This is a genomic window from Mucilaginibacter pocheonensis (genome assembly GCF_031456535.1).
In the GTDB taxonomy this organism is placed as follows: Bacteria; Bacteroidota; Bacteroidia; order Sphingobacteriales; family Sphingobacteriaceae; genus Mucilaginibacter; species Mucilaginibacter pocheonensis.
The window spans coordinates 408777-432573 of the sequence record NZ_JAVDUU010000003.1 but is presented as its reverse complement, the minus strand read 5'-3'; the positions used below and the strand labels follow the sequence as shown (position 1 = coordinate 432573).

General features: G+C 42.1%; 18 protein-coding genes. 14 read left to right on the top strand and 4 right to left on the bottom strand.

Annotated elements, in window-relative coordinates; genetic code table 11:
• Positions 1-50 precede the first annotated feature (50 nt).
• Entirely contained in the window at positions 51-392 is a 342-nt protein-coding gene (locus J2W55_RS15150; RefSeq protein WP_310097181.1) for a tetratricopeptide repeat protein, read from the bottom strand.
• Between the two features lie 44 nt (positions 393-436).
• Between J2W55_RS15150 and J2W55_RS15145 the strand changes: the two genes are divergently transcribed.
• The 4 genes from J2W55_RS15145 to J2W55_RS15130 all read left to right on the top strand — a co-directional run bounded on the left by J2W55_RS15145 (position 437) and on the right by J2W55_RS15130 (position 4233).
• Positions 437-1174, top strand: coding sequence for an electron transfer flavoprotein subunit beta/FixA family protein (locus J2W55_RS15145; protein WP_310097177.1), 738 nt, complete (start codon positions 437-439; stop codon positions 1172-1174).
• Positions 1175-1211: 37 nt separating this feature from the next.
• Positions 1212-2189: an electron transfer flavoprotein subunit alpha/FixB family protein gene (locus J2W55_RS15140; RefSeq protein ID WP_310097174.1), complete on the top strand. Its 978-nt coding sequence runs from the start codon at positions 1212-1214 to the stop codon at positions 2187-2189.
• A gap of 25 nt (positions 2190-2214) precedes the next feature.
• Positions 2215-2814: a bifunctional nuclease family protein gene (locus J2W55_RS15135; protein ID WP_310097171.1), complete on the top strand. Its 600-nt coding sequence runs from the start codon at positions 2215-2217 to the stop codon at positions 2812-2814.
• Between the two features lie 159 nt (positions 2815-2973).
• Entirely contained in the window at positions 2974-4233 is a 1260-nt protein-coding gene (locus tag J2W55_RS15130; RefSeq protein WP_310097168.1) for a nucleoside permease, read from the top strand.
• 8 nt (positions 4234-4241) lie between these two features.
• Here the strand turns inward: J2W55_RS15130 and J2W55_RS15125 are convergent, their stop codons facing one another.
• Together J2W55_RS15125 and J2W55_RS15120 are read right to left on the bottom strand one after the other, a co-directional pair.
• The gene (locus J2W55_RS15125) at positions 4242-4958 is read right to left on the bottom strand and encodes a ThuA domain-containing protein (RefSeq protein WP_310097165.1); all 717 of its coding nucleotides are present in this window, start codon (positions 4956-4958) and stop codon (positions 4242-4244) included.
• 126 nt (positions 4959-5084) lie between these two features.
• Positions 5085-6794 carry a GMC oxidoreductase gene (locus tag J2W55_RS15120; RefSeq protein ID WP_310097162.1) on the bottom strand — a complete coding sequence of 570 codons (1710 nt, stop codon included), beginning with the start codon at positions 6792-6794 and terminating at the stop codon, positions 5085-5087.
• 245 nt (positions 6795-7039) lie between these two features.
• Here J2W55_RS15120 and J2W55_RS15115 point away from each other — a divergent pair, with 245 nt between their 5' ends.
• The 6 genes from J2W55_RS15115 to J2W55_RS15090 all read left to right on the top strand — a co-directional run bounded on the left by J2W55_RS15115 (position 7040) and on the right by J2W55_RS15090 (position 13309).
• Positions 7040-7870 carry an MOSC domain-containing protein gene (locus tag J2W55_RS15115; RefSeq protein ID WP_310097159.1) on the top strand — a complete coding sequence of 277 codons (831 nt, stop codon included), beginning with the start codon at positions 7040-7042 and terminating at the stop codon, positions 7868-7870.
• Positions 7871-7900: 30 nt separating this feature from the next.
• The gene (locus J2W55_RS15110; protein ID WP_310097156.1) at positions 7901-8179 is read left to right on the top strand and encodes an Rdx family protein; all 279 of its coding nucleotides are present in this window, start codon (positions 7901-7903) and stop codon (positions 8177-8179) included.
• A 124-nt stretch (positions 8180-8303) separates the two neighbouring features.
• On the top strand, positions 8304-8738 hold the full coding sequence (locus tag J2W55_RS15105) for an RrF2 family transcriptional regulator (protein WP_310097153.1): 435 nt from the start codon (positions 8304-8306) through the stop codon (positions 8736-8738).
• A 234-nt stretch (positions 8739-8972) separates the two neighbouring features.
• Complete coding sequence (locus J2W55_RS15100) at positions 8973-11063, top strand: ferredoxin-like domain-containing protein (RefSeq protein ID WP_310097150.1); 2091 nt, start codon at positions 8973-8975, stop codon at positions 11061-11063.
• Positions 11064-11088: 25 nt separating this feature from the next.
• Complete coding sequence (locus J2W55_RS15095) at positions 11089-12597, top strand: siroheme synthase domain-containing protein (protein ID WP_310097147.1); 1509 nt, start codon at positions 11089-11091, stop codon at positions 12595-12597.
• Position 12598: 1 nt separating this feature from the next.
• Complete coding sequence (locus tag J2W55_RS15090) at positions 12599-13309, top strand: phosphoadenylyl-sulfate reductase (protein ID WP_310097144.1); 711 nt, start codon at positions 12599-12601, stop codon at positions 13307-13309.
• Between the two features lie 232 nt (positions 13310-13541).
• Here J2W55_RS15090 and J2W55_RS15085 read toward each other — a convergent pair whose 3' ends face one another.
• The gene (locus J2W55_RS15085) at positions 13542-16502 is read right to left on the bottom strand and encodes a TonB-dependent receptor (RefSeq protein WP_310097141.1); all 2961 of its coding nucleotides are present in this window, start codon (positions 16500-16502) and stop codon (positions 13542-13544) included.
• A gap of 505 nt (positions 16503-17007) precedes the next feature.
• Between J2W55_RS15085 and proB the strand changes: the two genes are divergently transcribed.
• The 4 genes from proB to topA all read left to right on the top strand — a co-directional run bounded on the left by proB (position 17008) and on the right by topA (position 23729).
• A complete protein-coding gene (proB, locus tag J2W55_RS15080) occupies positions 17008-18087 on the top strand; it encodes a glutamate 5-kinase (protein WP_310097137.1) in 1080 nt (359 codons plus the stop codon).
• Positions 18088-18090: 3 nt separating this feature from the next.
• Positions 18091-19338 carry a glutamate-5-semialdehyde dehydrogenase gene (locus J2W55_RS15075; RefSeq protein WP_310097135.1) on the top strand — a complete coding sequence of 416 codons (1248 nt, stop codon included), beginning with the start codon at positions 18091-18093 and terminating at the stop codon, positions 19336-19338.
• A 709-nt stretch (positions 19339-20047) separates the two neighbouring features.
• Positions 20048-21136 carry a tRNA 2-thiouridine(34) synthase MnmA gene (gene mnmA, locus J2W55_RS15070; protein ID WP_310097132.1) on the top strand — a complete coding sequence of 363 codons (1089 nt, stop codon included), beginning with the start codon at positions 20048-20050 and terminating at the stop codon, positions 21134-21136.
• 199 nt (positions 21137-21335) lie between these two features.
• On the top strand, positions 21336-23729 hold the full coding sequence (topA, locus tag J2W55_RS15065; RefSeq protein WP_310097129.1) for a type I DNA topoisomerase: 2394 nt from the start codon (positions 21336-21338) through the stop codon (positions 23727-23729).
• Positions 23730-23797: the final 68 nt, after the last annotated feature.

Genomic DNA, 23797 nt, shown 5'->3' with positions numbered 1-23797 from the left:
ATTATACACCGGGCACCAATGAACTAATGAACAAGTTACTAACGAACTATTTAATAATCGTCATCGTCTTCTTCAACACCCATGGCCTGTTTGTAAACAGCCTGCAATTCCGAATACGCGTGGTTATCGCGCTTCTGTTTAGCTATTGTCATGCCGTTTTGGTAGGTCATAATTGCTTCCCCAGTACGGTTCAATGCCTCATATAACTTGCCTAAATGATAATATGTACCCACATATCCCGGGTGATTAGTAACCAGGTCCTCATAATAATAAAGGGCTTTATCTGTCTGATTCAGACGCAGATACTCTGTAGCAAGGGCATATTTTAAAAACTCGTCATGAGGTTCATTCTTTATAAACTCCAACAGCTTATCCAATCTGCTAAACTCCATTTTAAACTCTATCTTTTTTATTAAATTTGCAAAAACCTATTGATATGAAGATCTTGGTATGTGTAAGCAATGTTCCTGATACCACCACAAAAATAACTTTTACTGATAATAACACCCAATTTAATACAAATGGTGTTCAATTTATATTAAACCCTTATGATGAGATAGCCCTCTCGCGTGCTATTGAACTTACTGATGGAGGCAAGGGTTCGGTAACAGTTATCAATGTTGGTGAAGTAAATACAGAGGCCACCATTCGTAAAGCGCTGGCCATTGGCGCTACTGATGCGGTACGTATAAATGCAAAACCTCATGACGCATGGTACGTGGCTTATCAAATTGCCCAATATGTAAAAGCAAATCCATTTGACCTTATTTTAACAGGGCGCGAGTCTATTGATTATAACGGTTCAAAAGTTGCCGGCATGCTTGCCGAGCTACTGGACATCCCATCAGTATCTATTATTAAAAAACTGGATGCAACTGACAATGAAGCGACTGTTGAACGTGAAATTGAAGGGGGAAAAGAAGTCCTGACCATTCCTTATCCCTTTGTAGCTGGTACTGCCGAAGGTGTTGCCGAGCCCAAAATACCCAACATGCGTGGCATTATGTCGGCCCGGACAAAACCATTAGCCGTTGTTGATCCTGTTGAAGTAAAAACATTTTCGGAAGTGATCAGTTATGAAACACCCGCCCCACGCGGACAAGTAAAACTGGTGCCAGCTGATGATACTGCTAAACTGGTTGAGCTTTTACATACCGAAGCCCGTGTCATATAATTAAATTTAATCCGATTTTTACGAAAAACATCTAACTATGTCTGTTTTAATATATGCGGAAAACGCCGGCGGTAAATTCAAAAAATCAATTTTTGAAGCAGTAACCTACGCCCGCGCCATTGCCGATCAAAATAATACCAGCCTTACTGCCATCTCCATTGGCGATGTAAGTGCAGGAGAACTGGCCGCTTTAGGTAAATATGGCGCCGAAAAAGTACTCAATGTATCTGCCGATAAATTGAAGAACTTTGTAAACCAGGCTTATGCTTCGATAATTGCAGAAGCTGCTAAAAAACAGGGCGCCGATATTGTGGTATTGTCAAATACTTTCTCAGGCCGCGGCCTGGTCCCCAGACTGGGTGTAAAACTGGAAGCTGGCGTAGCTGATGGAGCTGTAGCGCTGCCTGAACAAAGCGGCAACAAATTTACAGTTAAAAAAACGGCGTTTTCAGGCAAGGCTTTTGCTATTGTAGAGCTAACATCGGCCAATAAGGTGATCGCATTGGTGCCTAACTCTTATAAAGTTGTGGATACCGGCGGAACGGCACAAGTTGAAGATTTTACCGCTGAAACCAAAGATTCGGATTTCAGGGCAATAATTAAAGAGGTTGTACGCTCAACAGATAAAGTGTCATTACCCGATGCGGAAATTGTGGTTTCGGCAGGACGCGGGCTTAAAGGCCCCGAAAACTGGGGTATGATAGAAGAGCTTGCGGAATTGCTTGGCGCGGCCACAGCCTGCTCAAAACCAGTATCAGACGCCGGATGGCGCCCGCATAGCGAGCATGTTGGTCAAACAGGTATTGCTGTTAGTCCAAATTTGTATATTGCAATAGGAATTTCAGGTGCAATACAACACCTGGCAGGTATTAGTTCATCAAAAGTTATTGTGGTTATCAACAAAGACCCTGAGGCTCCGTTTTTTAAAGTAGCTGATTACGGTATTGTTGGCGATGCCTTTGAAATAGTTCCTAAATTAATAGCGGCCGTTAAAGAATATAAAGCTTCAGCATAAATAATAAGGTGCGATGGGTAATAACATGAAAAAAATCAAGCTGGATATTGTAGGGCTATCATACAGCCAGACACAATCCGGAGCTTATGCTTTAGTTTTAGGCGAAGTTAGCGGACGCCGCAGGCTACCAATTATTATTGGCAGCTTTGAGGCGCAGGCCATAGCTATTGAAATAGAGAAAATGACTCCGAGCCGACCGCTTACACATGACCTGTTCAAGAGCTTTGCTCAGGCCTATCAAATTGAGGTTCAGGAAATAATCATTTACAATTTAGTTGACGGTATATTTTACTCCAAACTGATTTGCAGCGATGGTAAACGATCTGTTGAAATTGATGCGCGCACGTCTGACGCTATTGCGGTAGCTGTAAGGTTTGACTGTCCTATTTTCACCTATGAGTTTATACTTTCAACAGCGGGTATAGTAATTGAAGGTAATGACTTTGTTTATCTTGAAAACATAAACGAAACACCCGAGGAAAAAACAGTTAGTTCGGCAGTGGGCGGATTTTCATCTTTAAGCACAGATGAATTAAAAACAAAATTACAGGAAGCACTGGCCGAAGAGTCGTACGAAAAAGCCGCAAAAATACGTGATGAACTTAACCGTCGTAAAGCATCATAGTTTGATTTTGGATGTTCGATTTGGGATTTATTTTTATTCAAAGATTTAAATTCCTTTATAAGTCAATAAATTCGAAATCGAACATCCGAAATCCCAAATCATTTCATTACTTTCCATTTTTAATTTACGCTGACTATCATTATTTAAACCAGGTACCATATGAATATTAAGTTTCGCTTAATACTGATGAATTTTATGCAGTTTTTTATATGGGGTGCCTGGCTGCTTACTATTGGAGCCTACTGGTTTCAAAACAAACACTGGTCGGGGGCGCAGTTTGGGGCCATCTTCTCTACAATGGGAATTTCGGCGATCTTTATGCCTGCACTCACCGGAATAATCTCAGACAGGTTTGTGAATGCCGAAAAGCTTTATGGCATTATACATATTTTAGGAGCGCTGGTGCTGTTTAGCTTACCCCTTGTAAAGGATCCGTCAACGTTTTTCTGGGTAATGCTGCTCAATATGGTATTTTATATGCCAACCCTGTCTTTATCTATAACGGTTGCTTATTCTGCGTTAAAAAACAGCAATATTGATGTTGTAAAAGATTATCCACCAATACGTATATGGGGAACCATTGGTTTTATTGCCGCGTTATGGACGGTGAGTATCACCCATAATGAAACATCACCGAATCAGTTTTATATAGCCTCTGTAGTAGCTTTAATACTTGGCATCTATTCTTTCAGCCTTCCAAAGTGCCCCCCTCTTTCAAATAAAACCAACAATAAATCATTCGTAAGTTTATTAGGGCTTAACGCATTTGCATTATTTAAGATACCAAAATTTGCTATTTTCTTTGCCTTTTCGCTGCTTTTAGGAGCAGCCTTGCAGCTTACCAATGCTTACGGAGATACTTTTATTCATGATTTTAAAAATGTGGCGGAATATAAAGACACGGTTGCGGTTAAATACCCCGCCATCATTATGTCTATTTCCCAAATTTCAGAAACGCTGTTTATCTTAGCTATTCCATTCTTCTTGCGCAAATTTGGAATCAAGTACGTAATGTTATTCAGTATGCTGGCATGGGTATTACGATTTGGTCTTTTCGCTTTTGGTGATCCCGCCAACGGCCTATGGATGATCATTTTATCATGTATAGTTTACGGCATGGCCTTTGACTTTTTTAATATCTCAGGCTCTTTATTTGTTGAAACGCAAACCACTCCCGAAATAAGAGGTAGCGCGCAAGGCCTGTTTATGATGATGGTAAACGGATTTGGCGCATTGTTCGGGAGCTTCACGAGCGGTGTTATTATTGATAAATTTTTCACATTGCATGATCAAAGCAAAAACTGGCAGGGCATATGGCTTACTTTTGCAGCATATGCCCTGGTGATCGCTATTATATTCCCGTTCGTATTCCGTTATAAACACAACGCTGCCCTTAAGCATGCCATAGCGCACGCTTAAAGTTCTACCTATTTCTTCCCGCTGATGGCATATTGTATGCCGCCTAACAGGTGCTTCAGATATACTGGATCCGCGTATGATTCATCAGTATGGCCAAGTTCGGTATAGAACGCCCTGCCACCGTCAAAGCTATGATACCAGGCCATAGGATGATTGTCGCCATTTTCTCCACCAGTATAGCTTTTCTCATCTATTTTGATCAGCACGTGCAGATCATCGCCTATCCATTTATAATTGTACCACTCATCCCATCTTTTCCATAATGCAGGCAAATGTTTTGTGGCGATAAAGTTACGATCAACAACCTGCAAAGTAGCTTCTTGCTGTTTAGGGTGACTTTTGAAGTAAGCCCCTACCAATTTGCCATACCAGGGCCAATCGTACTCCGTGTCAGTTGCTGCATGTACGCCAACAAAACCACCGCCAGCCTTAATATATTGCTCAAACGCGGTTTGCTGAGTGTCATTTAAAACATCACCGGTTGTGCTTAAAAATATTACCGCGGCATATTGCTTTAAATTTTCAGCGGTAAATTTTTCGGCATTGGTAGTACTGTCTACATCAAAGTTATTTTCCTTTCCTAGTTTCATGATTGCCGGTACGCCAACCGCGATAGAATTATGGTGAAAGCCAGCGGTTTTGCAAAATATCAATACTTTATCTTTAGCAAATACCTGCGTTATAGCCGCGCCTATTAAAAGGCATATAGCGAGTAGTTTTTTCATAGTTGATTGTTTTAGTAAATATTTCTATAAAGTCATGCTGAACTTGTTTCTCCCCACCTATTAAGCTATATATATAACCCACACTTGGCAAGTGATTCAGAAATAAATCCGGCATGACGAGGGTTGTTATAAATTTCCTTTCTTTAGTTCATCTACAGCAAAATGGGCTGCACGGGCTGTCATGGCCATATAAGTTAACGAGGGGTTTTGACATGCAGACGAAGTCATGGCGGCGCCATCGGTAACAAAAACATTCTTAGCATCCCATACCTGATTGTGCTTATTTAAAACTGAGGTTTTAGGATCATGGCCCATTCTGGCTGTACCCATTTCATGTATACCATCACCAACGTTATGTCCTCTGTCATGTGTTTTTACATTTTTAACACCGGCGCTTTCCAGCATCGCTTTGGCCTCTTTAACAATATCTACGCGCATTTTCTTCTCATTCTCTTTAATTTCGGCATCCATTGCTAAGATTGGCAAACCCCATTTATCCTTCCTGGTTTTGTCAAGGGTGATTTTGTTTTCATGATATGGCAACAATTCGCCAAAACCGCCAATACCAATTTCCCATCCCCCCGGTTCAGTAATAGCATCTTTATACTGGGCGCCAATACTCAGTTCAGCAATCTCCCTGCTCCATCCGGTACGGCTTGCTGCGCCCTGATAACCAAAACCGCGCAGATAATCCCGCTTGTCACCAAACAAATTAGCAAACCTAACCACGTAAATACCGTTGGCCCTGCGACCATAGTAATATTTATCCTCAAAACCATCTACCTGGCCGGATGCGCCCAAGTTATAATGATGGTCCATAATATTATGACCTAATTCGCCACTACTGCTGCCTAATCCATCGGGCCAAATATCAGTAGCCGAATTCATTAAAACCCAGGCACTATTTAAGGCCGACGCATTTACAAAAACAATTTTCGCATAATACTCATATGTTTTGTTGGTCTCGGCGTCAAGTACCTCAACACCTTTAGCCTTTTTGGTGTCTTTATCATATAATATTCTGGTAACTATAGAGTATGGCCTCACCGTTAAATTTCCGGTAGCCAACGCTGCCGGCAAGGTTGATGACTGTGTGCTAAAATACCCCCCAAACGGGCAACCCTCCCAACATCTGTTCCTGAACTGACATTTGGTGCGGCCCGGTATGGCTGCTGTAAGATTAGCAGAGCGGCCAATGATCATATGCCTGGTATTGTTATAATTCTTTTTTATTCGTTCGGCCACATCTTTCTCTACGCAATTCATATCCATAGGTGGCAGATAATGCCCATCCGGCAATTGCTCTAAACCGTCCAGCGAACCACTTATGCCTGCAAATTTTTCTACATGATCATACCACGGAGCCAGATCTTTGTATCTGATAGGCCAGTCAATTGCCCAGCCATCTTTAGCATTTGCCTCAAAATCCAGATCGCTCCAGCGGTAGCTTTGCCTGCCCCACAAAATAGAACGGCCGCCTAACTGATAAGATCGCCACCAATTAAATGGTTTAACCTCTGTATAAGGGGCGTCCTGTTCATTTGCCCAATAGTCCATGATAGGTTCAACAGCTCCCCATTTGCGTGAAATAACCGGCCGTGCTTTACGCTGCGCTTGTGTTACATTGCCCCTGTGTTCAAATTCCCAGGGATTCTTCTGAGCGGTTTTATAATCCTTGATATGCTCAAAATTTCGTCCGCGTTCAAGCATAATGGTTTTCAGCCCTTGTTCGGTTAATTCTTTGGCGGCCCAGCCTCCGCTTATTCCCGAGCCAATAACTATCGCATCATAAGTATTGCCCGCCTTAGCACTGCCGTTTACATTGTTTAATGGCATAATTTAAATGATTATTAAAGATTAACTTGAATTGGTTTTTGCAATTGGATAAACAATATTATTAATTAAAATTAATTAAAGCAATGAAGCGGCTCATATAGTTACAATCGATTGTAATTATATGGTTACAAATCTTAAAGTTCATCCGCAATTGATAAAATCTGTATTTCGCATTTTAATTCAATAGCCCCGCCATATAAACAGCCGCATTTTTTTTACTTTTACCCCCATCCATTCATAATATTATGCTTACTGTAAGTGCAATAAATATCTATCCTATAAAATCATTAGGCGGCATATCGCTCACTACTGCTGAGGTTACTGATCGCGGTTTGAAATATGACCGGCGCTGGATGCTGGTTGATGAGCATAACCGCTTCCTTACACAAAGGGAGCACCCACAAATGGCTTTATTAAAGGTGGATATTAAAAGTGAAGGACTATTGGTAATCCACCATTTAAAGGGGCACGTTACCATACCCTTTAGGCCCGCCGATCATGCCCGGCAGGAAGTAGTTATCTGGGATGATACCTGTACAGGAGTATTTGTTAGCGAGGATCTGGATAATTGGTTTAGTGATGTTCTTGGGTTTAAATGCAGACTGATCTATATGCCCGATGATACCAGGCGTGAGGTAGACCAGCGGTATGCCGCAAAAGGATCAATCACCTCCTTTTCTGATGCTTATCCTTTCCTGATCATCGGACAAGCTTCGCTTGATGACTTGAACCGGCGTCTTGCCGAACCATTACCAATGGATAGGTTTAGACCAAACATTGTTTTTACTGGCGGTCAGCCTTTCGAAGAAGATTTGATGGATCATATTAATATATCCGGCATTAGTTTTTATGGCGTCAAACTTTGTGCCCGCTGTGTTATGACCACTATAAATCAGCAAACCGGAGTAAAAGCCAAAGAGCCATTGAAAACTTTAGCTTCATACCGGCATAAAAATAATAAGATACTATTCGGCCAAAATTTAACCCATGACATTACCGGCCAAATTAAAGTAGGCGACACTATTGATGTTTTAAGTATCCACAATGAGGAGCGATTTATGGTTCCTCAAAAATAAGCACTACCGCACATTAACTTAATAAACAAAATGAAACCAACCATCACCATTGAATACTGCCCAAAATGCAACTGGATGATGCGGGCAGCCTATATGGCGCAGGAGCTGCTTACAACCTTTACCGAAGATGTTTACGGGGTAACCCTGCGTCCCAGTGAAATAAGCGGCAGATATACCATTAGTGTTGATGACGAAGTATTATTTGACCGTAAGGAACAGGGACGTTTTCCGGAAATTAAGGAATTAAAACAGTTAGTTCGCGACCGTGTTAGTCCGGGCAAAAGCCTGGGCCATTCAGATAGCAAATAAAATACAGTATGACAGTTGGTTTTCGGCAATAAACTTACTCCATAGTATTAATAGTATTACTCGATATTTTTATTTATAATTAACAAAAATTCTTTGTTTACCTTTGTTAGTTTTATTTTAGAAAATGCTATCCAAAAAAACTAAGTACGCTATAAAGGCGTTGGTGATCCTGGGCAAAAACACAGATCAGCCACCAATGCAAATTTCAAAAATTGCCGAAGCTGAACGTATCCCCAAGAAATTCCTTGAGCAAATACTGTTAGATTTGCGTAACGCGGGTTTTTTATACAGTAAAAAAGGAGCCGGAGGCGGTTATAGTCTTAACCGCGACCCAAAAGAGATCTTCTTAGTGAGCATAATGCGTATAACAGACGGTCCTATTGCTATGGTACCGTGTGCAAGCCTTAACTTTTATCATAAATGTGATGAATGTCACCAGGAAACCACTTGTGGCATAAGGGACGTATTTGTTGATGTAAGAGACGCCACATTAAAAATATTGAGCGAAACCAGTATAGCCGATATTATCTCCCGAGAGCAATCACTTATAAAGCCTTAAATCTCATTTAACTGTAAAAAGCCAACTATTTTAAATTAAATTCTACCATTTCCCTATACTATATATATATTTGGGAAATGATTACTTCTTACAGTAAAAATATATTATACAGAGAATCCATGTGTTACTGCGTAAAAGACAATAAAACAAGGCTATAATTTTGTATTAACCACATACGCCTCTTTAGCCTAAGCCAAAGGGGCTTTTTTATAATTTGACTAAACGATAAAATATATGCAAAGCTTCAGAACAGAACTGGAGAACCCGATAGTTGAGAAAGATATCATTGATCTTGAAAAAAAGATCATGGCTTTTCGTGAAGGCAAGATCCATGACGAAAAATTCAGGAGTTTGCGCCTTGCAAGGGGAATTTATGGCCAAAGGCAGCCCGGCGTTCAAATGGTGCGCATTAAACTGCCTTTTGGTAAAGTTACCTTTAAACAGTTGCTGCGTATAGCCGATATTTCTGACGAATACGGGAGCCGTAACCTGCACCTTACCACCAGGCAGGATATCCAGATACATTATGTAAGCCTTGACCGCACACCCGAACTTTGGGCCAAACTGCAGGAAGATGACATTACTATTCGCGAAGCCTGCGGAAATACAGTAAGAAACGTTACCGCCTCGCCTACCGCGGGCATTGATCCGCAGGAGCCATTTGATGTATCACCTTACGCTCACGCTACTTTTGAATATTTTTTACGCAACCCGGTATGCCAGGAAATGGGTCGTAAATTTAAGATCTCTTTTTCTTCAAGCGACGCTGATACTGCCTTTTCCTACGTTCATGATATTGGCGTTATTCCAAAATTGAACAGTAATAATGAACGTGGTTTTAAAGTATTATTAGGCGGTGGCCTTGGTGCTCAGCCGATACTGGCCTCGGCAGTTGAAGACTTTTTGCCTGAGGATAAACTGATCCCTTATATTGAAGCTATTATCAGGGTGTTTGACCGTTATGGCGAACGCACCAATCGTAATAAAGCACGTTTAAAATATTTGATCCAAAAAATTGGATTAGAAGAAGTTTTACGCCTTGCCGAGATTGAAAGAACTGCTCTTAAAGTAAAGAGCTATCCTATCAATAGAGATACCGTTCCTTTGCCTGCTGTGCCCGAGCAAACCAGCTATCCCGAAGTTAATATCAGCAATCCGTTCAGGTACGAACAATGGTTAGCTACCAATGTATTTGAACAAAAGCAAAAAGGATATTTTGGCGTATATATTAAGGTTACAGTTGGCGATATTTCAACAGATACCGCCCGCGAACTGGTAAAACTCTTGCAGCCACTGGTTGCCGACGAGATCCGCATTACCCAAAATCAGGGATTGCTTTTAAAGTTTGCGCGCAAAGAAGCCTTACCTGCCCTATATGAAGGTTTGGCTAAGCTTGAACTGGCTGCTCCGGGCTTTGACAGTGTTGCCGATGTTACCACCTGCCCTGGCACTGATACCTGTAATTTGGGTATATCAAACAGCATGACCATGGCGCGTGTATTGGAAGATCTGATCTACAATGAATATGAAGATTTTATTTACAACCGCGACATTAAAATAAAGATAAGCGGTTGCATGAATTCATGTGGGCAACATGGCTTGGCGCATATTGGTTTTCATGGCAGCTCGCTTAAGGCCGGCACAAAAGTACTTCCTTCGGTACAGGTAATGTTAGGAGGCGGTACTGTTGGCAATGGCGTAGGCCGCGCCGCCGACAGGGTAATAAAAGTACCTTCAAAAAGAGCTACTGATGTTTTACGGGCATTACTGGAAGATTATAAAGCGCTTTCTCAGGAGAATGAAAGTTACCATAGCTATTATGACCGACAGGGCAAGGATTATTTTTACCGGTTGTTAAAACCGCTTGCCGATTTGACCAACCTTACCGACGACGAATTTGTTGACTGGGGACACCAGGAAACCTATGTAAGCGCTATAGGCGTTGGTGAATGCGCGGGTGTGATCATTGACCTGGTTGCTACCCTGCTTTATGAATCAGAAGAAAAGTTGGGCTGGGCCAATGAATCGTTTAGAAACGGCGCATGGTCTGACGCTATTTATCATTCCTATAATGTACTGTTAAGTTCAGCAAAAGCATTATTGTTAGACAAAAGCGTTAATACCAGTACCCAGGCAGCGGTTATCCGCGAGTTTGATGCCAATTATGTTGATAAAGGCGAATTTGACATTGAAGGCAGCTTTAACGACCTGGTATTGCAAATAAACCAGCATGAGCCATCTCAGGAATTTGCCCAGGCATATTTGGCTGAAGCTGTGGCATTTTTAGAAAAAAGCAAAGCTAAAAGGGAGGCGCTGGTACAATAATGAGCCATATAAATTTCAAAATAAAATGACATTGTTGCCAAAGGATAGTGGCTTAACAAAGGTGCAGCCAGAAGAAAACGGAGGCAACCAGCTATTTCCTGTTTTTTTAAAACTGAACAACCTGCATACCGTACTTGTAGGTGGCGGCAAGGTTGGTTTAGAGAAGCTTACCGGCATTTTACACAACAGTAACCAGGCGAAGGTAACCGTTATTTCGCGCGATTTTTTGCCCGAGGTACATGAACTGGCGGCCGGGCATGAGGGAGTAACTGTAATTCAGAAATCATTTGTTGATGAGGATCTGAATAATGCCGAAGTGGTGATAGCAGCAACCAATGACAGCGACCTGAACAATTATATCCGCCAGGCGGCGCATGACCGTAAGCTGCTCATTAACGTAGCTGATAAACCGGCGCTGTGCGATTTTTATCTTGCGTCTGTAGTACAAAAAGGCGATTTAAAACTCGCGATCTCCACCAACGGAAAATCACCTACCATAGCCAAACGATTAAAAGAGGTTTTAAACGAAAGCATACCTGACGAGTTGGATATTACCCTGCAACAGATGAGTGAGCTTAGAAATACATTGAGCGGCGATTTTGCAGACAAGGTTAGGAAATTGAATAGCGTAACCTCGGTATTGGTTGAACCAAAACCAAGTGCAAATAAAAATTTCATATGGCTTATTTGGTCAACCATCATTTTGTCTATGGCCGTGGTAATAACTGCGCTGTATTTAAAAGAACCGGGATTTAAAGATTTTGTAACCGGAATTGATCCCATATTTTATTACTTTTTAGGCGCAGGCTTTGTGTTCGCGATGATTGATGGCGCTATAGGGATGTCATACGGCGTTACTTCCACCACATTTTCCTTGTCTATGGGTATTCCGCCGGCTTCGGCCAGCATGGGGGTTCACCTTTCTGAAATATTGAGCTGCGGCATTGCCGGATGGATGCATTATCGCATGGGCAATATCAACTGGAAGCTCTTTAAATTATTGGTGATACCGGGCATCATCGGTGCGGTTACCGGGGCTTATTTGTTGTCGTCGTTGGAACATTACAGTCAGTACACCAAACCGGTTGTATCATTGTATACGTTGATACTGGGCTGTGTAATATTATCAAAAGCGTTTAACGTTAAACGGAAAAAATCGGCCGATAAAGTGAAAAGAATTTCCTTGCTTGGTTTAGGCGGTGGTTTTATTGATGCCGTTGGCGGTGGCGGTTGGGGTTCTATTGTATTGTCTACCCTTATTGCCGGTGGCCGTAGTCCGCGGTTTTCTTTGGGCACTGTAAAATTATCACGGTTTTTCATCGCGATGATGGGCTCCCTAACCTTTATCACCATGGTTACAAGCGATCATTGGCAGGCTGTAGCCGGACTTATACTGGGCAGTGCGCTGGCATCGCCAATAGCAGCCCGCATCTCTAATAAGATATCAACAAAAACCATCATGGTTTCGGTAGGGATTATCGTGATACTTGTTAGTATAAAATCGATAATCACTTTTGTTACAAAGGTTTTATAATATGAGCGAAGTAGTTAAACATATAAAAAATATAACAGCAGGCCTTGAGCCTGTTGAGGCACTGAGCAAGCTGGCTGAATTGTTTCCAGGCGAAATTGTATTTTCGACAAGTTTTGGCTGGGAAGACCAGGCCATAAGCCACATGATATTTGCCAATAAGTTACCCATAAAGGTTTTTACCTTAGAAACCGGCAGGCTTTTTCGCGAAACCTATTCGGTATGGAGCAGTACTATGGACAGGTATAAACAGCCCATATACGCCTATTTCCCTAATCAGGACCTTGTGGCCGATATGGTAAATAAAAAGGGGCCTAACAGTTTTTATGAGTCTGTAGAGAACCGCAAGGAGTGCTGCGGTATCCGTAAAATTGAACCTCTTAAACGGGCGCTAAAAGGTAATAAAATCTGGATCACCGGTATCCGCGCCGATCAATCAGCCAATCGGCACGATATGGAAAACGTAGAATGGGACGAGCAGAACCAACTGGTAAAGTTCCACCCCATTTTTGACTGGACATTGGATGACGTAAAAGCTTATATTAAGCAACATAACATTCCATATAACTCACTGCATGATAAAGGTTTCCCGAGCATAGGCTGTGCGCCCTGTACCCGCGCCGTTGCCGAAGGTGAAGATTTCCGTGCCGGACGCTGGTGGTGGGAAGATCAATCCAAAAAAGAATGCGGATTGCATGAAGTGACTGCCAAGTAAGCTAAAGACGCTTTTTTAATTATACACCTAAGCCGGTTGATCAAATTGATCTCCGGCTTTTTTTGTTCTGAAGACTTCGGCTCGTATAGCGCTATCCCCGTAAAAGGAACAAGTCATGCTAACCATCGCACACATTCACAGCAACCTTGTTTTATAAGCCACATAAAAAAAGTGGATGAACATTTCAGCCCATCCACCTTAAAAAACTATATAAAACGTATTAAAAAGTGTGCTATTGTTGCTGTTTGCTCAGCAAACCATCAAGCGTAACCGATACATAATATAACCCTCCTATTGTTGGGCCGCCTGCGTATTGAATATATCTTTTATTAAATATATTGCTTGCACCCAGTTTAAAGGTAGCATAGTACACAGGCACGCGATAGGTAACCTGTGCATCAAATGTACCTATAGCCGGCACTGTTCCGGTTACCAGCGGACTTTCCCATAAGAATGATTCCTGCCATTTATATACTACGTTAAAGCCCAGGTTTTTAGCTACCTCGCGGTTACCAAACGATACATTACCAGACCATTCCGGTGTATTAAAGCCGGTCACAAAAATATCGGAAGCCGACTGAGCCTTTAATTTATTAAAGCTTACGTTCCCTGATACGGTATATCTCTTATAGAAATTATAAGAAACACCGGCCGACGAGCCATAGTTATGATAAATATTTTTGGCATTGGTATAAACCCTGTACCTGCTTTGACCCTGGCTGGCCGCATTTGTAGCGGTACCTGTAGTCGGGTCTCGGTTTATGTCAAGCATGGCCAATACGGCTGCGTCAGAGCCAACAGTTGCGCCATTGGGCACAAATACCTGTACCTGTCCTAAAAATCCATCATAGCGGTTGGTATAGGCATCTATATCAATAAATACCTTGTTATTGGCAACTATGCCTTTATAACCTACTTCGTAAGAAGTGATCTGCTCTGGTCTTGCCGGAGGCAGGTCAGCTACTTTCAATAAATTTCTGTTAGCAAGAGCGGTAGCATCAGTGCCGCTTGCACTGCCTGGAGCAGCATTTACAGCAGCGTTAAATGTAGCTACCGACGATTGCGTATAGCTGTTGCCTAAATATCCCAGTCCGTCATTAATGAAAGGCAAACTGCCCACACGTTTTACCCGGCCATTGTTAACGTAGGACAATGCCTCAAATAAGGACGGGAAGCGGTAGCCATTTTGAAAGGTGAACCTAAAGTTATGATTTTCATTAACAGAATAAACCGCGGCCAGACGGGGTGTAAATTTGGGGTCGAAATAAGGGTTATAATCCCACCTTACAGAGCCAAACAGCTTTAATTTATTATCAAAAAAGGTTTTGGTAAGCTGGGTGAATGCACCATATTTTTTATAGGTCACATTTTTGCCGAAGCTACCATCGGCTAATGGCGTATTCCTGTCGGCAATAGGACGGCTAAAGTCAACAAAATTATTTCCATCGGGAATAATAGAATATACACGCACGTCGCCGCCCACCAGCAGGTCAACTACTTTTACTTTATCCGTAAGGTCCCATTGAGCTTCGGCATTATACATATGGCTTTTTTGTACCAGGGCCGCGCCACCGGTAACCGGGGCGTTAGGTATCAGGCTCGATTTAATGTCCCAGTTATTGATACCTATTATTGTTTTTCGCAGGGAATTAAATTCGGGGGTGCCAGGCTCTACTCTACCAGCGTCAGCGGCTTTGCGCGCGGCCTGCTCTGCAGCGGCAAGATTTGCCGACGTTAAACCGCCGTTAGCATTGCCATAAGCCGTAAGCGCGTTTTTAAACGTTGTACCCCAGGTAGAATTACTGGCATGGTTAAGATCAAGGTTATCGGCCAAAGGCTTTACGTTAAATGAATTGCCTGTATTCTCAATGGACTCATAAGCACGAACCAGGAAATCTTTTCCCTTTAACTCTACTTTATGGTTTTGTACGGTGGCACCGTCCAGCGAAATTTTATTGCCACGCTGAAAAACGCCATCCATCCTTCCATAACGATAAGTGTATGATAGCAATGTGTTTGGAGTTATTTTATAGGATAGCGTACCATCTAATTTTAAGTTGGTCACTTTAGGGTCAACCAGGTCAACCTCGTTGTAGCCAGTACGCGCTACCGTTAGGTTTGGCCGGGTAACACCATCAACAACTATACCTTTTACAACTACCGTATTACTACCGGCCAGGGCATCGTCGCCATATTTGTTCCAGCCATCATAAGCAGCGTTACTTGCACCTGATAGCTCGGGGAATGCCGGATTAGCTGTTTTGAGGTTTTGCGGATTTTGATCTTTTTGTGTGTTTGACTGCCAGTCGGTACCCTGCATATAGCTAAAGTTAACTTTAAAGGCAAACTTATCATTAAAGGCCTTGGCATACCGCAACGCGTCTTCGGTGAGCGTGCTTGCTCCCAGTCTGTCATTGCCCACATGGTTTAAGCCCTGGCGGTGATAAAAGCTAAGCCCCTGGTATTTGAAAGGGTCTTTGGTAAATAAGTTTGATAAGCCATTTATAGCATTGGTTCCATATAAAGCGGCTGCGGCACCTGGTGTAATTTCAATGCTGGCAATATCCAGTTCGGTTGGGCCAATGGCATTTCCAAGCGGTACGCCCAGCGTTGCCGATTGCATGTCAACACCATCAACCAGTTGCATAAACCTGAAATTGTTAGGGCTGTTAAACCCGCGGGTATTAGGTACCTTAAGCGTGATACTGGTGGTGGTCATCTGTACGCCTTTTACATTCTCCAGGGCATCATAAAAACTTGGCCCTGGCGATTGTTTTAACGCATTGATACTTAATTTTTCAATAGCTACCGGTGACCGCAAAAGTTTTTCCTCCTTGCGCGACGCGGTAACAACTACCTCATTGATAAGCAATGATTGCGTAGTTAGCTGGATATTTAAAGCGCTGTTGGCATTTTTAATAAAAAACTCCTGCGGTTGAAAACCTACTGCGGTAAAAACCAGTGTGTAAGGCAATTTGGCATTTGTTGTTAACGAAAACTTGCCCGCAGTATCTGTCGCGGCACTGTTCTTGGTACCTTTTATGGTAACTGTGGTTCCAACTAATGGCTGACCATGGTCGTCATTCACTTTTCCGCTTAAAATGTATGAACCGTTAAGCTGCGCATAACTTATAGCCGGTATAAGCGTAAGAAAAAGCGCAATAAGCTTTAGTGAATTAGTAAAAATTTTCATGAATAATAATGTGGTGGTTTTTAAATGTGTTGATTAATTGTTTTGACAGATGTAAGCTCAAATCATCAACAACACGCAGCAGATGCCTGCATATTAAGGGTGTAAGATAAAGCAATTTTGCAATAATGATACATAATCTATAGAATTAGTCGACAAAAATATAAAAAAATAACAACCCTCAAATCTTTTTCCAGATTTTTTTCAAATATTTGTTGTGCGCGGGGTCTTTACGCTCTTTAAATCTTGACCCAGATGCGGGGCAAAAACAATCAATTAATCACTTTCTTAAAGCAAAAAGTAGCATTCTGCTCATTTTTTAATTAAAAAAGAAGATTTTTAACTTAAAAACCGTCTTATCAACTGCAAAATCACCAATTCATATCTATTTTAGTCAAATACAACCGAATTTCAATCAATACTATGTCATTATGGCTATTTTATTTCCCAATTTGATTATTTTGGTGGTTTAAATTCGTAATATTGAAGATTCTTATTTTATGCTAAAATGTCCTTTAATTATCAACGCATCATTATTAAAATTGGCTCAAATGTTTTCACCAAGGAGAACGGCCTCCCCGATCTTCAACGGATTGAGCATTTGGTTGGCCAGATAGCCGCGATAAAAAAACAGGGAAAAGAGGTTATCCTGGTTTCATCAGGAGCTGTGGCCTCAGGCCGAAGCCTGATCACCATTTCAGAAAAATATGACGCCATTGCCGCAAGGCAGTTACTGGCATCTATTGGCCAGGTTAAGCTTATTAACACCTACTCCAGTCTTTTTGAGCGCTTTAACATCCTTTGCTCGCAGGTATTAGTCACCAAAGAAGATTTCAGGGACAGGATGCATTATCTGAACATGAAGAACTGTTTGGAGCTGCTATTACAGCACCAGGTGATCCCTGTTGTTAATGAAAATGATGTAGTATCAGTAACCGAATTGATGTTTACCGACAATGATGAACTGGCGGGCCTTATTGCATCAATGCTTAATGCACAGGCACTTATTGTTTTAACCAATGTTGATGGTATCTATAACGGAGATCCAAAAGCGCCCGGGTCAACAGTGATTGAAGAAGTTGCCGGCTCTGTGGTTGATTTCGCGACATTTGTTTCGTCAGGGCGGTCGCAATTTGGCCGGGGCGGTATGATCACCAAATCAACCATGTCGCAAAAAACCGCCCAGTTAGGTATCGCGGTACATATAGCCAACGGAACGCGTGACCATATTTTAACCGATGTGTTAGAAAACAAAGTTATTCATACTCGCTTCGTCCCAAATAAAACGGCATCTGGCAAAAAGAAATGGATAGCTCATTCAGAAAAATCGGCTACGGGCGCGGTAAAAGTTAATGACGGCGCCAGGGCCGCACTCATATCCAGCAAGGCTACCAGTTTGCTGCCGGTTGGCATTGTTAATGTTATAACCGATTTTAAAAAGGGAGACATTATAAAGCTCCTGGATGAAAAAAATAAGCTTATAGGACTGGGTATCGCTGAATACGGTGCCGATAAGGCCAAAGAACGAATAGGACAAAAAAACCAGAAGCCTTTAGTGCATTATGATTATCTTTATTTACAGGGTTAAGCTATGAATTACGACAACTATTTCAGGAACGCTCTTGTTGCGGGCAGGCAAACCACCCCTGCTCCTGCTTTAATAAATCAGGTATTACAGGATGTAGCTGCCGAAGCCATTGCTCAAACAGAATATTTACTGGCCGAAAATAAAAAGGACCTGGACCGTATGGACACGGAAGATCCTAAATATGACAGGTTGAAACTTACCGCAGCCAGAATTGAGGCTATTGCCGGCGAAATGGTAAATGTTGCGCACCTGGACAGTCCACTGGGCAAACAGCTTTCGGAAACCAATATGCCTAATGGACTTTTAATTAGTAAGGTACGCGTACCGTTGGGGGTAGTTGGCGTTATTTATGAAGCAAGGCCAAATGTAACTTTTGATGTGTTTGCCCTCTGTTTCAAAACAGGGAATATTAGTATTTTGAAAGGCGGCAGCGATGCTGATTTTTCAAACCGGGCTATTATCTCTGTGATCCATAAAGTACTGCTCAGGCATAAATTAGATGTGAACATAGTAACATTGCTGCCGGCCGACAGGGATGCTACTGCTGCGTTATTAAACGCTGTTGGTTATGTGGATGTATTGATCCCCAGGGGAAGTCAGTCGTTAATAAACTTTGTTCGTGGCCATAGTAAGGTGCCTGTAATTGAAACCGGCGCCGGCATAGTGCACACATACTTTGATGAATCTGGTGATCTTGCAAAAGGGGCCGAAATTATTGCCAACGCCAAAACACGCCGTGTGAGCGTGTGCAACGCGCTTGATTGTTTAATTATTCATGCTAACCGCATAAATGAGCTGCCCCAGCTTACCAGTATCCTCGGGGAAAAACAGGTTGAACTTTTTGCGGATGAACAAGCTTATGCGGCTTTAAAGGACAATTATCCCGAATACCTGCTTCATAAGGCCCAGCCTGAACATTTTGGAACAGAATTTTTGTCGATGAAAATGGCCATTAAAACGGTTGCTGATTTTAACCAGGCGCTTGAACACATAGCTGTAAATGGCTCCAAGCATAGCGAGGCCATAATTTCAGAAGATGCTGAGAACATTGCCGCGTTTTTAAATAATGTTGATGCCGCTGCTGTTTACGCCAATGTTTCAACCGCGTTTACAGATGGAGCACAATTTGGCCTCGGAGCCGAAATTGGCATAAGCACCCAAAAATTACATGCCCGCGGCCCAATGGGGCTCGACGAATTGACCAGCTATAAATGGATAGTTAAGGGCAGCGGGCAAACCCGCAATCCGTAACAATAAATTAACATTACCGCAACAAAAAAGGTGCTCAAAAAGCACCTTAAATTTTTTTCTCACTGTTCGCTCGGCAATTATTTAATCAGATAGTTTGCTATGGCAACAAAGCAAATAATCACTAAAATCATTCCTTGCAGTTTCTGTTCAAGTGTCAACTGGCTTATCATCTTTAAATTAATTAGGGTATAACAAATTTAAAATGTAATACCGACGTTACAATAGTGCCATGCATTTTTGCGTTTTTTTTAACAAAAAACTTACATGTTTTTTACAATGGTCAGTCGCACATTTATTCATTAAAAGAATTGCAAAAAAAACCTCGAAATATTAAAATACGTGTATGAATTACACGTATAAAAAAGCTCAGATTTGAGATCATTTATTGCCCCAGAACGCATTTTTTTGTGCTTTTTTTGATTTTAGCTCAAAAAACTATAAAGTACTCGCCTTCATCCGGTTTGCTTATTCCTGATATCATCCAAAAAATTAAAGCCTGCAATGGGTGACAGATCAAATGACTGCTATAAACTGTGTAATCCTTAAACTTAAAGCCGAATTAATACTTCATATAAACTAAGTAATAAATTGATTATTAATGTTAATTAACTATAAATTAATAACCATATTTCTTTATGCACTTTCATTTTACCCTCTGCTGACCCAATAAATACTAACATAAAATCAAAAAAGGTATCTTTGCAGCATTATGAGTAAGCATGGCAGGATATTAGTGGCAATGAGTGGTGGCGTTGATAGTTCGGTTGCAGCAGTAATGCTGCATGAGCAGGGCTATGAAGTTATCGGCCTTACTATGAAAACCTGGGATTATGCTTCGTCCGGCGGAAGTTCAAAAGAAACAGGTTGCTGTAGTCTCGACAGCATCAATGATGCCCGTGCTTTAGCTGTGGGCTATGGCTTCCCGCATTATATACTTGACATCAGAAGTGAGTTCGGCGATTTTGTGATCGATAACTTTGTTGATGAGTACCTGGCCGGCCGTACCCCTAACCCATGCGTTTTGTGCAACACTCATATTAAATGGGACGCGCTTTTAAAACGTGCAGATAAACTCGACTGTGAATTTATTGCTACCGGTCATTATGCCAACATCCGGTTACAGGATAACGGGCGTTATGTAATATCAAAAGGTAAAGACGAAAACAAAGACCAGTCATATGTGCTTTGGGGAGTTTCGCAGCAAAACCTGGCACGTACCAAATTCCCTTTGGGGAGCTTCTCAAAACCCGAGATCAGGCAAATGGCTATGGATATGGGACAGGTGGAACTTGCAGGTAAAAGTGAAAGCTATGAAATATGTTTTGTGCCTGATAACGACTACCGGGCCTTTTTGAGGCACAAGGTGACTGATCTGGAAGAAAAGGTTGCCGGGGGTAATTTCGTGCTCACAAACGGCACTATTGTAGGTAAACACCAGGGCTACCCGTTTTATACCATTGGCCAGCGCAAAGGTTTGGGTATAGCATTAGGTCAGCCTATGTTTGTTACCGGCATTGATCCGCAAACAAATACCGTAACTTTAGGTACAGCCGATGAACTTGAGCGCAAACAAGCCTGGGTTAAAAATCTTAATCTTGTTAAATACGCTAATATTAATGAGCCCATTGAGGCGATAACCAAAATACGCTATAAAGATGCCGGCACCCAAAGCACCATCATACAAATGGGCGAACATATGAAAGTTGATTTTCATCATACCGTATCTGGTATAGCGCCGGGCCAGTCGGCTGTTTTTTATGAAGGCAATGACCTGTTGGGCGGTGGCTTCCTCATGTAGATTTAGTTTTATTTATAAGGATAAAAGTTAAAATGCTGCCTTGCACTTTTCCAATGTGCATAAATAAATTTAAGCCGCAAAATACCCCTGTTTTTTAGCCCCTCCTGATAACTTTACATCATTCCAACTTTACAACATTTCAACTTTCTTCTTGCGTTTCACTTTCTTTATGTTTTATTTGCAAAAAATAACTGCTTAAATGGCCAAAAATTTACTCATTGTCGAATCTCCGGCGAAAGCCAAAACTATTGAAGGATACCTTGGTAAAGACTTTACTGTAAAGTCGAGCTATGGTCACATCCGCGACCTGGTGAAATCCGAAGATGCGATTGATATAGCTAATAACTTCAATCAAAAATATGAGGTACCGGCCGATAAAAAACAGGTAGTTAGCGAGTTAAAGAAATTGGCCAAAGAAGCAGAGATGGTTTGGCTGGCATCGGACGAGGACCGCGAGGGTGAGGCCATATCCTGGCATTTGTTTGAAACACTGGGTTTAAAAGACGCCAGTACCAAACGTATTGTTTTTCATGAAATAACCAAGCCCGCTATATTAAAGGCAATTGACACACCCCGCAAAATTGACTATAACCTGGTTAACGCACAGCAAGCCAGGCGTGTACTTGACAGGCTGGTAGGTTTTGAGCTCTCCCCTGTTCTCTGGAAAAAAGTTAAGCCTTCGCTTTCCGCAGGCCGGGTACAATCAGTAGCTGTAAGGCTCATTGTTGATCGCGAAAGGGAAATTAATAAATTTAAGTCAGAGGCTGCATTTAAGATAGTAGCCGTGTTTGGCAAAGGCAAAGAAGCTTTTAAAGCAGAGTTGCCTGAGCGTTTTGCAAAACAGGAAGATGCTGAGCAGTTTTTGAACGACTGCATTGGCGCCAATTTTGACATCCGCTCATTAGAAACCAAACCGGCCAAACGTTCACCGGCTGCTCCATTCACCACTTCAACGCTACAGCAGGAAGCCAGCCGCAAACTGGGTTATTCAGTAGCCCGTACTATGCAGGTTGCGCAACGTCTTTACGAATCGGGTAATATTACCTATATGCGTACCGACTCGGTAAACTTATCAGAAACCGCTTTGGACGCAGCCCAAAAAGAAATTGTATCAGCCTATGGCGATAAATACCATCAGCTTAGAAAATATAAAACTAAAAATGCAAGCGCCCAGGAAGCCCACGAGGCGATAAGGCCAACCTATTTCAGTAACCATACCATTGATGGGGAGTCGGCCGAAAAACGTTTATATGAGCTGATCTGGAAACGGGCCATTGCTTCGCAGATGAGCGAGGCGCAATTTGAAAAAACTACCGCAAAAATCAGTATATCAACCCGTAAAGAAGAGCTTACTGCCAATGGAGAGGTAATGAAATTTGATGGTTTCCTGAAAGTATACCTTGAATCTAATGACGAAGAGGACGATACCCAGCAGGATGGCGAAAATGCTATGCTTCCGCCTTTAACCCGGGGGCAGCGGCTGGCATTACAGGAAATGTCGGCAACAGAGCGATTTTCTCGTCCGCCGGCACGGTACACGGAGGCAAGCCTGGTTAAAAAATTAGAAGAATTGGGTATAGGCCGGCCGTCAACCTACGCTCCTACTATATCAACCATACAAAATCGCGGTTATGTTGTTAAAGAAGAGCGCGAAGGTAAAATACGCAACTTCAGGGTGCTTACTTTAAAAGGTGATGCCATTGTTAAAGAAAACAAAACTGAAAATACCGGCGCTGAACGCGGAAAACTATTTCCAACCGATATTGGCGCTGTGGTAAACGATTTCCTGGTGCAATATTTTAAAGATATTGTTGATTTTAACTTTACCGCCTGCGTTGAAAAGCAATTTGACGAGATAGCTCAGGGCTTAAAAGAATGGACAGCAATGCTCCATGACTTTTATAATCCCTTTCATAAAGAGGTACAAAGCACCATTGAAACTGCTGACAAGGCAACCGGCGAACGTGAATTAGGGATACATCCCGAAAACGGTAAAAAAGTATCGGTACGCATAGGCCGTTATGGCCCGTTTGTGCAGGTGGGCGATAGTGCTACCGAGGAGAATAAAGAAGAAAAACCACTGTATGCCAGTTTAAGAACAGGCCAGAGCATTGAAACCATCAGCCTTGAAGAGGCACTTGAACTGTTTAAATTGCCAAAAGCAGTTGGCGAATATGAAGGCAAAGTGATGAAGGTTGCCATAGGGCGTTTCGGTCCTTATATTAGTCATAACGGCGCGTTTGTTTCTTTGCCAAAAGAAATAGATCCTCTGGATGTAACTGAGGAACAGGCAATTGAGCTGATTAACGCCAAACGTAAAAAAGATGCTGAGAAATTGATCAAAACTTTTGACGAGGATCCTGAAGTTAGGGTATTGAATGGCAGATGGGGCCCTTATATCGAATTTGGCAAGCTAAACGTTAAGATACCTAAGGATAAGGATCCATTGACCCTTACTTATGAAGAGTGTAAGGCATTGGCCGATGCCACGCCCAAAGATTCAAAAAAAGGACGGTTTGGCAAAGCAGCACAGACAAAAGCGGTAACTAAGAAAGCTCCTGCGAAGAAAAAAGCTGCAGCAAAAAAGAAGTGATTTTTAGTAAGTGGCTGATGAGGGATTAAGTGAACACTTCCCGCTGTTATTTGATCCCTCATCAGCCA